We start from the raw sequence: 16,397 nt of genomic DNA, 5'->3' as shown, positions 1-16,397 counted from the left end.
CCACTCAAATAATGAGTGGCTTTAAATTTGGAGCGGGAAACGAGACTCGAACTCGCGACCCCGACCTTGGCAAGGTCGTGCTCTACCAACTGAGCTATTCCCGCAAAAGATGAGCTTATTATAGAGCTTTTTTACAAAGTGTCAATTCCAAAAAAGTGCAAATTATTAGCAATATGATGAGATTTTATAAATGGATTTTTATGAGCACATATGGGATGGAATCAAAAATTGTAAATCTCAATGGCTTTACTGTTTAAAGAGTCCTTTTTCGTTATACTACATCTTTATATTTTTACTAAGAATCGCACTAATATTATATTAAAAGGTATAATATTAAGGTGCTGTATAATAATTTTAGGAAGATTTATGCTTAAACAGATAATGATGAAAGTAAGTCTCTTTATATTGATACTTTCTGTTGCCATTTCGAATATCGTTTTTGGACAATCACTCTTTAATCGTTCACAAGGAATCAATGCACCTAAAATCGGTATCGATACTTCTACCCTGCTCCAAGCAAAAGAGGCGTTTGATCCAACAATTACTTTTGATGATAAGAGTGGCGAGATAAAACTTCTTTGGAATATTCACCCTGATTATTATCTTTATAAAGATAAAATCAATATCCTGCTACGCAATAGTAATGGGGAAATTGCTACAATAGCCCTTCCTGAAGGGATTGAACATGAAGATGAATTCTTCGGAAAACAAGAGATTTATGATTTTCCCATTATCATTCCAATTACTCTAAAAAATAGCGATACGATGAATCGCGCTTATTTTAATCTTGAAGCACAAGGTTGCGCAAAAAGTGGCTATTGCTTTGCCCCTCAGCAATATCAACTAGATGTTGAAATAAATTCTAATAATAATCCAAAAAATGATCAGTTAGATGTGAGTAGTACGACGGCTGGAACAAAAACAATGAAGCCGATTATTGCAGAGCACGATCGTTTGACACAATATTTACAAGATAAGCAATATTTAGCAATCCCTCTCTTTTTCTTACTAGGATTGTTATTAACTTTTACACCTTGTGTGTTACCAATGCTTCCTATTTTATCTGGAATTCTCACTGGAAGTGGCAATTTAACCCCGCGAAAAGGTTTTACAATATCACTCGTTTACGTATTAGCAATGGCATTTGTTTATACATTGCTCGGGCTTCTTGCTGCCTATTTTGGAAAAGGATTAGCTGCATATCTTCAAAATTCATATGTATTGATTGGCTTCGGATTGATTTTTGTACTTTTAGCATTCTCAATGTTTGGCGCATATCAAATTCAGATGCCAGCAGCGATTCAATCAAAATTAAGTATATTAAGCAATAAGCAGTCTAACCAAAACAGCTATATTGGTACTGCTATTATGGGAATGCTATCGGCTTTGATAGTTGGCCCTTGTGTCACTGCACCTCTAATTGGTATTATCGGCTTAGTTGCGCAATCTCAAGATTATCTATTAGGTGGAGCCGCACTCTTTAGCATGAGTATTGGTATGGGAATTCCATTATTGATACTCGGTGCTTCTTCTGGTCATTTACTCCCGAAAGCGGGAATTTGGATGGATAAAGTTAAATATCTATTTGGCTTTATGTTATTAGGGCTAGCTGCTTACTTTATTGGTCGTACATTACCACACTTTTGGGAACAGATGCTCTATGCCATTATTAGTTTAATGACTTTTGTTTGGCTATTAGTAACAATTGTTGAAAGCGGTATAAAAGCACGTTTTCTATTTGGAGTATTAGCGGTTGGTACATTAATATTTGGTGTGATGTCAATTAATGAATCAACTCGTACTATTGAGACAGCCCAGTTTAAGGCAGTAAAAGGTATTAATGGATTAAATGATGCACTTGCATCGAATAATGGCAACATCTCGATGTTAGAATTTAATGCAGACTGGTGTGTTGCTTGTAAAGAAATGGAAAAATATGTTTTTAGTGATCCAAAAGTGAAAGAAAAAATGGCGCGACTGAATCTGCTTGCAAGTGATGTTACCCAAAATGATAAGCAAGACCAACGCTTACAAGAACACTTTAATATCTTCGGACCGCCAGCGATGCTATTTTTCGATCGAAATGGCCAAGAGATTCCAGATTTGCGCGTAATGGGAAGTGTATCGAAAGAAGAGTTTTTACGTTACCTCGATTTTATCTTGCAAAATTATTAAGAAAGCGAGGGACAAAAATATATTACATATAAAAAAGATCTGCACTTATTTACAAGGAGCAGATCTTTTTTATTTATGAAAAACTTATAATTTAAATCGTAATACGACGAATTTTAGCACCAAGATTTGTCAGCTTGTTTTCAATAGAATCATATCCACGATCAAGATGATGTAAAGCACCAATCGTAGTTACCCCATCTGCAACAAGCCCTGCTAGAATTAATGCCGCAGAAGCTCGTAAATCTGTTGCTGTTACTGTTGCACCTGACAGGTGTTTAACACCTTCAATCAGTGCTAAACGATTATCTATTTTAATATTCGCACCCATTCGCACTAACTCATTAGCATGCATAAAACGATTTTCAAATATTGTTTCAATAATGGATGATGTGCCTTCGGAAATAGCTGCCATCGCCATAAATTGAGCTTGCATATCGGTTGCAAATAGTGGATAAGGCGCAGTTTTTATCCGAAGTGCTTTTAAACGTGTGCTTTTTGGGGAGATCAAAATATTATTCCCCTCAATGTAAACATTACTGCCAGCCTGTTTTAACGCATGAGTCACAGAATCAACATGCTCAGGAATACAATTCTCAATAGTGACATCGCCAAAAGTCATTGCTGCTGCAACCATATAGGTTCCAATCTCAATTCGATCAGGCATCACAGTGTATTCTCCACCGCTGAGCTTTTCAACGCCAGTAATCACTAATCGATCTGTACCAATTCCGTCAATTTTTGCACCAAGTCTATTAAGCATAAGCGCCAAATCACTCACTTCTGGTTCTTTCGCACAATTGTCTAAAATAGTGATACCTTCTGCTAAAACAGCTGCCATTAGAACATTTTCAACACCTGTGACTGTGACAACATCGAATGCATGATGATTTGCCTTAAGCCGTCCGCCTTTAACGGTTGCATGAACATAACCATTTTCAATTTTAATATCTGCACCAAGCGCTTCCATTCCTAAAAGGTGTTGATCAACAGGTCGACTCCCAATAGCACATCCACCAGGAAGCGATACTTCTGCCTCTCCAAATTTTGCTAAAATTGGTCCTAGAACTAGAATGGATGCTCTCATTTTACTGACTAAATCATGATTAGCACGTGTTTTAGAAATGCTACTTGGATCGACTATTATCGTGTCATGCTCTCTTGTGACTTTTGCACCAAGGTCAATTAAGATTTTACTAAGCACATGTACATCTTGGAGATTAGGCACATTTTTTAAAATGACTGGTTCTGTTGCCAATATGGTTGCCGCTAATATCGGTAAGACTGCATTTTTTGCACCGCTTGCTTGAACCGAACCCTTTAATGGACCATTATTTTCAACGAGTAAGCGCTGATTATCGCTCATTAGTGACTCCATTCAGATGGTTTATAAGTTTTTAGTGCAAGCGCATGGATCTCTTCCGTTTTTAAGCGATCTCCAAGTGCTGAATATACAAGTTTGTGTTGTTTTAACATTGATAAACCTTCAAAATCGGGACTAACAATAATTGCCTCAAAGTGAACACCATCTTCACCTTTAATCTCGATATAATCGCATTTAATTGCAGATTCAATAAGTTCTTGAATTTTTTCTTTTGTCATCATTTTACTTCAATCCCTAATCGTTATTGTCCAAAAAATATGTTTACCATTATGCCATGTTTGCATGAAAAAATTTGAATAAACTATGTAATAACACCCTAATTCTAAATAATTCACATGCAAAAAATCAAAAGGAATACCATTTTTCCCCCAATAAAAAACGTCACTAAAGTGACGTTTTAGCATAAGTACTCCTCTCATAGAGAAGCTATCGCTGCTGCTTATTAATGACGTGCTACCATCAATTTTTTAATCTCCGCAATGGCTTTTGCAGGATTTAATCCTTTTGGACAAGTATTGGTACAGTTCATAATGGTATGACAACGATAGAGTTTAAACGGATCTTCTAATTCATCTAAACGCTCACCGGTATATTCATCACGACTATCAGAGATAAAACGATACGCTTGCAATAGTACAGCAGGACCTAAATACTTATCAGAATTCCACCAATAACTTGGGCATGATGTCGAACATGATGCACAAAGGATACATTCATAATAACCATCAAGTTTACGGCGTTCTTCGATTGATTGAAGACGTTCACGTGGCGGTGTTGCTGTATCTGTTTGCAACCAAGGTTTAATAGATGCATATTGTGCATAAAAATGTGTTAAATCTGGTACAAGGTCCTTCACAACATGCATATGCGGCAATGGATTGATAGAAATTTCACCTTCAGGTACAGAGCTAATTGCTTTTGTACATGCAAGTGTATTTGTTCCATCAATGTTCATCGCACAAGAACCACACACACCCTCACGGCATGAACGACGAAGCGTTAATGTTGGATCAATGGTATTTTTGATCAACAGTAATGCATCCAAAATCATTGGTCCACACGCATCTAAATCTACTTCATAACGATCATAACGAGGATTCTCCCCTGTATCTGGGCTCCAACGATAGACTTTGAAGACGCGTTTATTAGTTGCAGTTTCGTTTTTAAAGAATTTTCCTTCTTTAACAACCGAATTTGCAGGTAATTTAAATTCAGCCATAATAATTTCCTTTTCTTTTAACCATTCTTAATAAATGTTGTAAACAACGATTTAATAAGTACGCTCTTTGGGTTCGATATAGTCAATCTCATCTGTTAGCGTGTAGGCATGCACGGGACGATAATCAAGCGTTACATCTCCATTTTCATTAACCCAAGCTAATGTATGTTTCATCCAATTCACATCATCACGTGTTGGATAATCTTCGCGAGCATGAGCACCACGGGATTCTGTGCGATTAACCGCGGATTTTACAGTCACTAATGCACAAGTTAAAAGATTTGATAATTCTAATGTTTCAACGAGATCAGAGTTCCAAATTAGACTACGATCATGGACTTTAATGTCATTGAATTGCTGATATGCCTCTTCCACACGTTTTGCACCATCTTCTAAAGTCTCTTGCATACGGAAAACAGAAACATCTTCTTGCATTGCTCTTTGCATTTTGTCACGGAGTGCTGCCGTGGAGATTGAGCCATCTGCATAACGAATTTTGTCAAAACGATCTAAAATATCGATGACTTTTTGATCATCAAGCGGTTTATGCGGAGCATTTGGCTTTAAAATCTCAGATGCACGATTTGCTGCTGCACGGCCAAAGACCACTAAGTCTAAAAGTGAGTTCGAACCTAAACGATTCGCTCCGTGTACAGATACACAAGCTGCTTCTCCAATCGCCATTAATCCTGGGACAATTGAATCAGGATTGCCATCTTTTAAAGTGACTACTTCTGCGTGATAGTTCGTTGGAATTCCTCCCATATTATAATGGACAGTCGGAATTACAGGAATTGGTTCCTTACGGACATCAACATCCGCAAAAATACGAGCACTTTCTGCAATACTCGGAAGACGCTCTTCAATCACTTCAGGACCTAAATGCTCAAGATGAAGATGAATGTGGTCTTTTTTAGGACCAACTCCACGACCTTCACGAATTTCAATGAGCATTGAGCGAGAAACTACGTCACGTGATGCGAGGTCTTTTGCATTTGGTGCGTAACGCTCCATAAAACGCTCACCATTAGAGTTTGTTAAGTATCCTCCTTCACCACGAACACCTTCAGTAATTAAACAGCCAGCGCCATAGATACCTGTTGGATGGAATTGAACAAACTCCATATCTTGAAGCGGTAATCCTGCGCGAGCAACCATTCCATTTCCGTCGCCTGTGCAAGTATGTGCTGATGTTGCAGAGAAATATGCACGACCATATCCACCAGTAGCTAAAACGACCATTTGCGAACGGAATACATGCATTGTACCTTCTGCTAAATCCCAAGCGACAACACCACGGCATTCACCATCATCCATTAAAAGATCAATTGCAAAATATTCGATATAGAATTCTGCATTATGTTTTAATGATTGTTGATAGAGAGTGTGTAGCATCGCATGCCCAGTTCTATCGGCTGCTGCACATGTTCTTTGTGCTTGCCCTTCACCGAAATTAGTTGTCATTCCTCCGAATGGGCGTTGATAAATTTTACCCTCTTCGGTACGAGAAAATGGCAATCCATAATGTTCTAATTCCAAAATCGCTGGAATAGCTTCACGACACATGTACTCGATTGCATCTTGGTCACCTAACCAGTCAGAACCTTTAACAGTATCATACATATGCCAGCGCCAATCATCTTCACCCATGTTTCCAAGGGCTGCTGAAACGCCACCTTGTGCCGCAACCGTATGTGAACGTGTTGGGAAGACTTTTGTCACACAAGCCGTTTTTAACCCTTTTTCTGCCATTCCTAGTGTAGCACGAAGACCTGCTCCACCAGCACCGACAACAACAACGTCATAGACATGTTCTTGAATTTTATAATCTTTATATTCTTTTAAGTTACTCATCGATTTAGACCTCGAGAATTTTGTTTTATTTATGTTAGTAAAGCTATTTAATATATTTAGAATCTAAATATTTGCTCAAACAATCCTAGTGTATTGATGGTAAATCCAACACGAACAATTGCCCAAACAATTGCTAAACCAATAATCGATAGGATTACACGCATAGCAACAAGCATGACAGTACGTTGACATGTTTTACTCACATAATCCTCGATAACAACCTGCAATCCTAAAATTGCATGATAGATAGCAGTAACTATAAAAACAATAAATAGTACAGTGTTAAAAGGCGTTCCAACCCATACTAATACCTCGTCATAAGGTTTTCCATATAGTGCTGCAAATGAAAAAGCAAACCAAAGAAATAGGATTGCCAGCACTACTGCGGATACTTTTTGGGCTAACCATGATGCTGAACCGGCATGTGCTGAACCTAGACCTTTTACTCGCCCCAATGGTGATTGATATCTTTTCATGTTAGCTCCTTAAACCGCAAATCCAACAATAATTAAAAGAACAGCGATAACAGGAGCTGCAATTTGAACAATCTTAGCGCTTCTTTTCGCTGATTGAATATCTACACCTTTACCCGCATCCCAAAAAAGGTGGCGAATACCATTACAAAAATGGTAGCAAGCTGCAAATGTTCCGATCATGACTAATAAAATCATCAATGGATTTGTAAGAACAGCTGTCATTGTCGCAAATGCAGATGGCCCAGCTGCAAGCGAGACAAACCATATTCCAATAACTAATAGAACCAACACTAACGCAATGCCCGAGAGACGGTGCAAAAAGCTCATTACCGAAGTAAATTGCAATTTGTAGCCACTACCGAGCATAAATGGCGATACTGGCCGTTTATTTTGACTCATAGATAGAACTCCAAAAAATAAATAGAAAATACAGATTAAACCTAAGTTACATCAGTTTGCCAACTTATTAGCAACTTTTCAATATATGATCAAAAATAGCCAACATATTACTCATTTTGGATATCGTTATATTAAAATTAAGTGGTTAAGATCTTTCTAATGCTTCAATAGGCGCTAGCTCAGCTGCTTTTTTTGCAGGAAAATAGCCAAAAAGTATACCAATGACGAATGCCGAGATAAACGAGAAAACAATAGAGGGTAATGAGAAGCTCAAGGGAATAACATCTGATAATTGTTTCATAATCAAACCGACTGTCAATGCAAGTGCTAAGCCGATGACTCCTCCGAATAGACAAACAAGGACCGATTCAATTAAAAATTGTTGTGAAATATCACTTTTCCGTGCACCAACAGCCATACGCATTCCAATTTCTTTTGTCCGCTCGGCAACAGAAACAAGCATAATATTCATTACACCAATTCCCCCGACTAACAACGATATAAGCGCAATAGATGTGATTAAAAGACGCATAATTAAGGTTGTAGACTCCACCATCTCCTTAATAGCATCAGCATTATAAACAAAAAAGTCTTTTTGACCATGTAGTGCGGTTAAGACTTCAGTAATACTCTGCTCTGCAAGACTCATATCAACGCCATCATCTACTCTTATCGTAATATTTCGAAGAGATGTACTTCCTGTCATACGATGCATTGCGCTAGAGTACGGAATCCAAATAGTCATGCTATCACTACTAAACATTCCTTGAGACTTAGAAGTTGCAACACCAACAATTCTTACTGGAAGTGCGCCTAAAATTAATACTTCACCAATCGGATTACGTCCGTCTTTAAAGAAAGTCTTAACGGTATTTTCATCAATAACCGCTTCTAGTGCTAGATCCTCTTCACTTGCTTCATTGAAAGGGATGCCTTGACTAATATCATAACCTTGTACATCAAAAAATTGTGCTCCAACACCTTGTACTTGCGTATTAATTGCAGACATATTTTCAAATCGAGCTTCTACGGATGTTGCAACAAGTGGTGTGACGCTGTGAACAAAAGGCAGTTCTTTCAATGCGTCTATATCCCGGGGTTGTAGAGAATCGATACTTTGTGATCGGCGATCACCAAATCCTGTACCAGGATAAATTGTCAATGTATTTGTTCCCATTTGTCGAATATCTGCAATAATCTGATCGGTAGAGCCTCGGCCAAGTGCGATTACTAACACAACTGCCGCAATACCAATAATGATTCCAAGCATTGTTAAAAATGTACGTAGTCGTTGCATCATCATCGATACAATTGCCATTTTAAACGCATTACTTAAACGAAGCCATAAATGAGAAAGACCAGTAGCACGTTTAAATGTGATATTATTCGAAGAACTACTATCTACTTCTCGAGACTCCCCCAAATTTTGTGTATCCGAGATGATTAACCCATCTTTAATTTCAATAATTCGCTCCGCATGAGCCGCAACCTCGGGGTCATGCGTTACCATAATAATGGTCTGCCCAGCATCATTTAATTCTTTGAGGATTTCTAATACTGCCTTTCCGCTTTCGCTATCAAGCGCACCTGTTGGCTCATCGGCAAGAATAATCTCGCCGCCATTCATTAGTGCTCGTGCAATACTTACTCGTTGTTGCTGTCCACCAGAAAGTTGAGTCGGATAATACTTCAAACGCTCTTTTAAGCCAAGTCGTTCAAGAAGTTCAGCGGCTCTTTCATGACGAAGATAGGATGGCATACCTGAATATATTGCCGGCATTTCCACGTTCCCTTCGGCAGTTAGACTATTAAGAAGATGATAGCGTTGAAAGATAAATCCAAAATGTTCGCGCCGTAATTCTGCCAACTCATCTGCATCGTAGTGTGTAATTTCCTTACCCTTAAAGCGATAGCTGCCCGAAGAGAGATAATCAAGCCCTCCAATAATATTCATCAATGTGGATTTACCTGATCCCGAAGACCCCATAATTGCGATAAATTCACCTTTTTGAATTGAAAGACTTATTCCCTTGAGTACCTCTACTTCTAAATCGCCCGACTGAAATGAGCGACGCAGATCTGTTAATTCAATAATTGCTTTCATCATTATCGTCTTCTGCCCATTGGCCCCATTGTTCCAGATGAGGCTTTGCTTGTGGATTCTGCTGTTATGACACTCTCCCCTTCTGATAATCCGCTAATCACTTGCACATCGACATTATTTGAGATTCCTGTTTCAATTTCACGAGGTGCTATTTTACCGGTTTCTCGATCTTCTAAAATCCAGATAAATCTTTTTCCAATACTCGGCTTGCCCGTCAAAACGCCTTCCGTCGGTTTAAAACGCAGTGCTGATACAGGAATTTTTAAAGTATCTTTCACATCGTCTAATACGATATAGACCTGTGTTGACATGCCAATATAGAATTTATGATCGGGATTTTCGACATCAAACAACCCATTGTAATAAACTGCTTCGGTAAAGTTTGTAACAGCATTACCGGTCGTAGTTTGAAAAGTTTCAGTTGCTGGTTCAATTTGTCTTAGTTTTGCTTCGTAACGTTGGCTAGGTTCACCAAGTATTGTAAAATACGCTTTCATCCCAGGATAGAGTTTAGTAACATCTGCTTCTGAAATTTGTGCCTTAATTGTCATTTTAGAAAGATCGGCAACTTTTACAATTGTCGGGGCTGTTTGTGTTGAGTTTACCGTTTGTCCCTCTTTTACAACTGTTGCAACAACGACCCCATCCATCGGGGCGGTGATCTTTGTATAGCCTAGATCAATTTCTGCTGTATCAAGCGCAACTTGTGCTTGTGCTATTTGTGCAATTAATGCTTCGACTTCCGCTTCATATACTTTTAAATTGGCTTCTGCCAAATCAAGATCTGATCGTGTTGTTGCACCATTTTTAATAAGGTTTTGTTGACGTTCAAGGGTAATACGTGCGTTAACTAGTTGGGCCTCCTTTGCAACTTTCGATGCAATCATGTTCTTGAGGCGAGCTTCACTATCACGCAGAGCATTTTGCTGAGGAAGATCATCAATCTCTGCCAATAGGTCACCTTTTTCAACTGCATCACCTAGGGAAACATTCATCTTCTTGATCTGCCCTGATACCTGTGCTCCTACATCAACCTGCTGAGAAGCTTCCATTTTTCCATATGCAAGAATATTAACCTCTAAATTGCCCTTCTCTACGGGGGCTGTTAGATATGCGATTGTCTCTTTGGGTTTAAAAACAGCATAAGCGGCAATCGTCAAAACGATAATAGTTACAATAATGATCAATAATTTGAGTGACTTTTTCATCTTCTTAAGTTTGTAAAGTTAAATCGGCAACTTTAGTTTTTATAAAATATAAACACATAAAATATTTATTAATAAAACATATAGTCTAACGTAGATTAATCTTTTTAGGTTGTTGATTTTTGTTAGTATACTTGAAAGTATATTAAATGAGAAGAATTATCACTTAAGAATAACACTTGATATTTCTGATTGCTCCCACCACTAGAAATATCCATTCTAATCGCAATTATGTAATGAAAGTCGTACAATACTCAATCAATAAAATATAGCTAATCATACAGTGGAAAGATAATGGAAAATAGACTAAAAACAATTGATCTTGCTGTCGTCATTCAGCGATCTCCTAGTAACTTAACGAATGCGAGCCGCTATCTTAACAAGGATCATGCGACCGAACTTTTACAGAAAATTGGGCAAAATATTGCATTTTACTATCCGCAAATAACGCAATATGGAATGATTGGAGTTGGTGGGCTTTATCATTTAAACCAGATTATCCGTCCTGGTTTTCCGATTTATCGACAGTTGTTCGAACTTTCTAAGATCCGTTTTCGTGCAAATAATTTTAAGCCTCTCGTTATTGGAATAGGAACAGAAGAGCCTGAGTTTGAAATTTCTTATTTTAATAAAGAGCCATCGCCTTATCCTGAACTACTCGAAGTACTTCCCTTTACTGTTGTAATGCCAGATCTCCCTGAAAGCGAAAAGTTTATTGATCTTCTTGAAAATGAGTTGATTACAAAAGCTCACCTTTCAGGACAAATCATCGAAGATTTTGAAGCTTCGTTTCAACGTCAAATTGAAAATATCTCAATTGTGACACTTGCTGACTTAAATGGTCTTTTTGCATCACAATTAATCCAAATTGGACTTGAGGAGCTATGGGAGATTATTCAAGCTGTTATTTTTGATCAAACCGAAAAACTACGTCTACTTGGCAGTGGGCATATCTTATATTGGAAGCTTGATGAGGTGGTTCTCTATACCGCACATCCATCAATCTATGAGACAGCGATGAAAAACTATATACAAACTGAAAAAAATTATCATGCAACATCAGAGCGATTAGAGCAACTCTTCAAAATGCATAAAATCCCTTATAGTAAAGCTGAAGTAATGGATCCTCTATTTTTTGATGGTGAAGTAACAATTGAAAAAGCAAGAGCACAACTCAATAACCATATTAAAGCCCTTTAGATTGTCCTATAAAATATAATTATTATATTTATTATTGGCTAACAGATTGACAAAAAAGACCTACTCAGCTGAATAGGTCTTTTTTGTTACTATAAATTTTAAAACTAGATCTTAGGAAACAATAAAACTATTATGCTATTTTTCCATGACAATTCTTATATTTTGCACCTGAACCACAAGGGCATGGATCATTGCGGCCAATATGGAAAAGATCATGATCTTTTTCATTGAGTTCAATAGCCCCATGGCACTCATTATATGGTTTGCCTGATCCACAAGGACAAGCCTCTGTGCGAGACTCTAGGAGAATTTTGCGCTCTGTTTCTTCTATATTTTCTTCCCGAATATTACCAATCTCATCAGCAATGCGTTCAACATCCGATGCATTAGTAATGGATCCTGAAATGATATTTGACTCCTCTTTTTCAGGCGCTTGTAACTTCTCTGCAACTTCATCTGCAGGAGTTTCCATTCGAATAACAATATTGCTTAGGAAACGGATCGTTTTATAGTGAATTTGATTTAACATCTCTTCGAAAAGAATAAATGATTCACGCTTATATTCTTGTTCCGGACGTCGTTGTCCGTAAGCTCGTAGCTGAATTCCTTGGCGTAAATAATCCATCGCCGCTAAATGCTCTTTCCATTGAGTATCTAGCACTTCTAAAAGAACCGATTTTTCAAAACGTCTAAATTGAGTAGGATCAACTTTAACATTCGCCTGATCTTCTTTTTCAGCATATAAGCGCTCACTTTCTTGAAGAATTTCATCGTAAATCTCTTCTTCTGTTAAGTTTGGATTATCCGCTAAGCGTTTTTCAAAATCGATTTCAATCTTGAATTCTTTCGCTAGTAAATCTGACAATCCTTTTAGATCCCATTGTTCTGCATAGCTTTGCGGTGGAACAAAGCGTTCTAAAACAGCACCAAATACTTGCTCACGCATCATTTTGACAGCATTTGTAATGTCTGTGGCTTTAAGAATATCATCACGCTGTTGATAAATAATTTTGCGTTGATCGTTTGCAATATCATCATATTGAAGAAGATTTTTACGAATATCAAAGTTATGCCCTTCTACTTTACGTTGGGCATTTTCGATAGAACGAGTAATCATTTTATGTTCAAGAGCCTCGCCGTTCCCCATTCCTAAGCTCGCCATGATGCTACGCATTTTAGGATTCATAAAGATACGCATTAAGTGATCATCAAGTGACAGATAAAAGCGCGATGATCCGACATCTCCTTGACGACCGGCACGTCCACGAAGCTGATTATCAATACGACGTGATTCATGGCGTTCTGTACCAATGATATGAAGACCACCAAGTCCGAGAACTTCAGCTTGACGATCTTTTGCTCGTTGACGCAATGCTTCAAGATCTTTTTCAGTTGCATTAGGATTTTCAGCAAGAAAAAGTTCTTCTTCCAATTTTACGTTTCCACCGAGTACAATATCGGTACCACGACCAGCCATATTGGTTGCGATGGTAATTGCACCAGGAATACCAGCACGTCCGACAACATATGCTTCCCGCTCATGCTGTTTGGCATTCAAGACCTCATGAGGAATATTCTGTGCTTTCAAAAGATCGGAAATTAACTCTGATACTTCAACTGATGCAGTCCCAACTAATACTGGTTGGCGACGTGCATAGCAATCAAGAATATCTTTAATGATTGCTTCATATTTCTCTTTTTGTGTAAGGTAGATTAAATCCCCAAAATCTTTGCGTTGAATTGGGCGATGCGTTGGTATTACTACAACCTCAAGCCCATATATTTCTAAAAATTCTGGTGCCTCGGTATCTGCTGTACCAGTCATCCCAGCTAACTTTTCGTAGATACGGAAATAATTTTGGAAGGTAATGGATGCTAATGTTTGGTTTTCAGGCTTAACTTCAACACCTTCTTTAACCTCGATCGCTTGATGTAATCCATCGGACCAACGACGACCTGCTAATGTACGACCAGTATGCTCATCGACAATGACAATCTCGCCATTTTCAACAATATAATCGACATCTTTATGGAAAATATAATGTGCACGTAAGCAATTATCGACATGATGGTATAGCTTTAAGTTTTGGCTATCATAGAGGCTATCCCCTTCTTGGAGTAAACCTGCTTCCACTAAAAGTGATTCTAAATGTTGATGTCCTTCTTCGGTTAAATTAACTTGTTTATCCTTTTCATTGATTTCAAAATCAACAGGACCATCTGCAGTGGGTTTCTTGAGTGATGGGATAAGTTTATTCACAGCATGATAAAGTTCAGCACCACCTTCAACAGGACCAGAAATAATAAGTGGGGTACGTGCTTCATCAATTAAGATTGAGTCAACCTCATCAATAACTGCGAAATAAAGTGGTCGTTGGACTTTTTGTGAAAGATCAAAGACCATGTTATCGCGAAGATAGTCAAATCCAAGCTCGTTGTTTGTTGCATAAGAGATATCCGCTTCATAGGCAGCTTTTTTCTCTGGGAGAGATTGGTTTGCTACGATTACACCAACCGTTAGATCAAGGTAATTATAGACTTGTCCCATCCATTCCGCATCACGTTTAGCAAGATAGTCATTGACTGTCACAACATGGACACCTTTACCTGCTAAGGCATTAAGGTATACCGCTAAAGTTGCAACTAAGGTTTTACCTTCACCAGTACGCATCTCAGCAATACGACCTTTATGAAGCATATAACCACCGATTAACTGTACATCATAATGACGCATACCTAATACTCGGCTTGAGGCTTCACGCATGGTTGCAAATGCCTCTGGTAAAAGATCATCTAAAGTCTCCCCTTTGGCAATTCGTTCTTTAAAGCGTTGTGTCTGACCCTTTAATTCCTCTTCAGACATTGCACGCATCTTTTCTTCGAGTGCATTTACTTGAGAAACATAACGTTTTGCTTCTTTGATCATTCGATCGTTACGTGTACCAAAGATTTTTCGGATCAATTTATTAATCATTTGAGACCTTTTACCAGTTCAACAGTTCATTCTGTTTAAGTTATTGTTCTTAGATTATGTAAGATAATTTTAGGTGACTATATTACATGATTTTAGCGTTAAAATTAATCGCTAATTATCAATATGAGGTGAAATTAAAGAGTTTCAACCCAGTTATTACGATGAATCACTTCATCAGTGATGATATATCCCAATTTATCGATGATTTGGTTTGATGGAGTTTTTAAAATATTTTCTATTTCAAGAGAGTGGTAGTTGGTTAATCCTCTGCCAATTTCTTCCCCATTAGAATCCAAACAACGAATAACATCACCTCTTTCGAAGGTACCATCGACAGCAATAATTCCAATAGGCAATAAGCTTTTTCCTTCATTTATTAATGCATTGACAGCCCCATCATCAATCACAATATGGCCTTTAATCTGTTTTTGACTTAAAATCCACCGTTTTTTGGCGGTTATCTTAGATCCATCAGGATTAAGCTTTGTACCAATCTCTTTTCCATCGGCGATATCTCGAAGCGCCCATTGTCGATCACCTTTGACGATATAAGTAACCGTTCCTGATGTTGCAGCGATATGAGAAGCTGTAATTTTTGTAAACATTCCACCAGTGCCGAATTTACCACCTTCGCTTGTGACCATTCCAAGTAGACGTTCATCGTGAGCATCTGCTTCATGAATCATTTTAGCATCGGGGTTTTTACGAGGATCTGCCTCATAGACACCTTCCTGATCCGTTAATATCACATATACATCCGCATCAATAAGACTCGCAACCAATGCGCCGAGAGTATCATTGTCACCAAATTTGATCTCTGAAAAAGAAATTGTGTCATTCTCATTGATAATTGGAACAGCTTGGTACTTAAGCAATGTATTAATGGTATTTTTAATATTTAAATAGCGCTGTCTATCCGCGGCATCTTCATGGGTTAGAAGAATTTGTCCAACATTGAGATCAAGGGGTGCAAAGCCTGACGTCCAAGCGTTAATTAAAGATGATTGCCCAACAGATGCAGCCGCTTGCAACTCACTTAAAAAATGCGGGCGCTCTGACCATTTTAACAATTTCATGCCTTCTGCTATCGCTCCAGAGGAGACAAGCACCACATCAATTCCACGCTCATGTAGTACTTTAATCTGTTCACACCAATGATTGATCCGAGCGAGATCTACCCCTTGACCATCATTAGTAATCATCGCACTACCGATCTTAACGACCCAGGTTTTTCTCTCTGCCGTTTTCATTTTTGTGATACCTATTCTAGAGTTAAATTGAATTTTTGAAATATATGAAAAATGGATGTTATTCTAGCACTAACGCAGATTTTATTTGCTAATATAAATTCATTGTTTTAAAACAATAATTCACTATGTTTTGTGAATATATTGAAGAATGATAGAGCAA

The 16,397-nt window shown here is 38.0% G+C and carries 12 protein-coding genes and 1 tRNA gene; 2 read left to right on the top strand and 11 right to left on the bottom strand.

Going from position 1 to position 16,397, the window contains the following annotated elements; translation table 11 throughout:
* Positions 1 to 28: 28 nt before the first annotated feature.
* Positions 29 to 104, bottom strand: a tRNA-Gly gene (locus ACPF7B_RS02775).
* A gap of 262 nt (positions 105 to 366) precedes the next feature.
* Between ACPF7B_RS02775 and dsbD the strand changes: the two genes are divergently transcribed.
* Positions 367 to 2,175 carry a protein-disulfide reductase DsbD gene (dsbD, locus tag ACPF7B_RS02770; RefSeq protein WP_490506114.1) on the top strand — a complete coding sequence of 603 codons (1,809 nt, stop codon included), beginning with the start codon at positions 367 to 369 and terminating at the stop codon, positions 2,173 to 2,175.
* A gap of 91 nt (positions 2,176 to 2,266) precedes the next feature.
* On the opposite strand, the gene murA is transcribed toward dsbD, so the two are convergent.
* From murA to ACPF7B_RS02730, 8 genes are all read right to left on the bottom strand, one after another.
* Positions 2,267 to 3,538: a UDP-N-acetylglucosamine 1-carboxyvinyltransferase gene (murA, locus tag ACPF7B_RS02765; RefSeq protein WP_490506113.1), complete on the bottom strand. Its 1,272-nt coding sequence runs from the start codon at positions 3,536 to 3,538 to the stop codon at positions 2,267 to 2,269.
* Positions 3,538 to 3,777, bottom strand: coding sequence for a BolA family protein (locus ACPF7B_RS02760; RefSeq protein ID WP_490506112.1), 240 nt, complete (start codon positions 3,775 to 3,777; stop codon positions 3,538 to 3,540). Before ACPF7B_RS02760 ends, murA begins: the two co-directional genes overlap by 1 nt.
* 221 nt (positions 3,778 to 3,998) lie before the next feature.
* On the bottom strand, positions 3,999 to 4,775 hold the full coding sequence (locus tag ACPF7B_RS02755) for a succinate dehydrogenase iron-sulfur subunit (RefSeq protein WP_490506111.1): 777 nt from the start codon (positions 4,773 to 4,775) through the stop codon (positions 3,999 to 4,001).
* 51 nt (positions 4,776 to 4,826) lie between these two features.
* Complete coding sequence (gene sdhA, locus ACPF7B_RS02750; RefSeq protein WP_490506110.1) at positions 4,827 to 6,629, bottom strand: succinate dehydrogenase flavoprotein subunit; 1,803 nt, start codon at positions 6,627 to 6,629, stop codon at positions 4,827 to 4,829.
* A gap of 56 nt (positions 6,630 to 6,685) precedes the next feature.
* The gene (gene sdhD / locus ACPF7B_RS02745) at positions 6,686 to 7,105 is read right to left on the bottom strand and encodes a succinate dehydrogenase, hydrophobic membrane anchor protein (protein WP_490506109.1); all 420 of its coding nucleotides are present in this window, start codon (positions 7,103 to 7,105) and stop codon (positions 6,686 to 6,688) included.
* Between the two features lie 9 nt (positions 7,106 to 7,114).
* On the bottom strand, positions 7,115 to 7,504 hold the full coding sequence (sdhC, locus tag ACPF7B_RS02740; RefSeq protein WP_490506108.1) for a succinate dehydrogenase, cytochrome b556 subunit: 390 nt from the start codon (positions 7,502 to 7,504) through the stop codon (positions 7,115 to 7,117).
* Between the two features lie 145 nt (positions 7,505 to 7,649).
* A complete protein-coding gene (locus ACPF7B_RS02735; protein ID WP_490506107.1) occupies positions 7,650 to 9,611 on the bottom strand; it encodes a MacB family efflux pump subunit in 1,962 nt (653 codons plus the stop codon).
* Positions 9,611 to 10,816 carry an efflux RND transporter periplasmic adaptor subunit gene (locus ACPF7B_RS02730; protein WP_490506106.1) on the bottom strand — a complete coding sequence of 402 codons (1,206 nt, stop codon included), beginning with the start codon at positions 10,814 to 10,816 and terminating at the stop codon, positions 9,611 to 9,613. The genes ACPF7B_RS02735 and ACPF7B_RS02730 overlap by 1 nt, the downstream gene beginning before the upstream one ends.
* 291 nt (positions 10,817 to 11,107) lie before the next feature.
* Here ACPF7B_RS02730 and ACPF7B_RS02725 point away from each other — a divergent pair, with 291 nt between their 5' ends.
* Positions 11,108 to 12,013 carry a hypothetical protein gene (locus ACPF7B_RS02725; RefSeq protein WP_490506105.1) on the top strand — a complete coding sequence of 302 codons (906 nt, stop codon included), beginning with the start codon at positions 11,108 to 11,110 and terminating at the stop codon, positions 12,011 to 12,013.
* Positions 12,014 to 12,143: 130 nt separating this feature from the next.
* On the opposite strand, the gene secA is transcribed toward ACPF7B_RS02725, so the two are convergent.
* Both secA and proB read right to left on the bottom strand, forming a co-directional pair.
* Entirely contained in the window at positions 12,144 to 14,987 is a 2,844-nt protein-coding gene (gene secA, locus ACPF7B_RS02720; protein WP_490506104.1) for a preprotein translocase subunit SecA, read from the bottom strand.
* Positions 14,988 to 15,121: 134 nt separating this feature from the next.
* The gene (gene proB, locus ACPF7B_RS02715; RefSeq protein ID WP_490506103.1) at positions 15,122 to 16,237 is read right to left on the bottom strand and encodes a glutamate 5-kinase; all 1,116 of its coding nucleotides are present in this window, start codon (positions 16,235 to 16,237) and stop codon (positions 15,122 to 15,124) included.
* Between the last annotated feature and the right edge of the window lie 160 nt (positions 16,238 to 16,397).

The sequence above is a fragment of the Ignatzschineria sp. 22MB058224 genome (assembly GCF_058188435.1).
The sequence above is the reverse complement of the archived record's forward strand: the minus strand, read 5'-3'. Positions and strand labels throughout refer to the sequence as shown.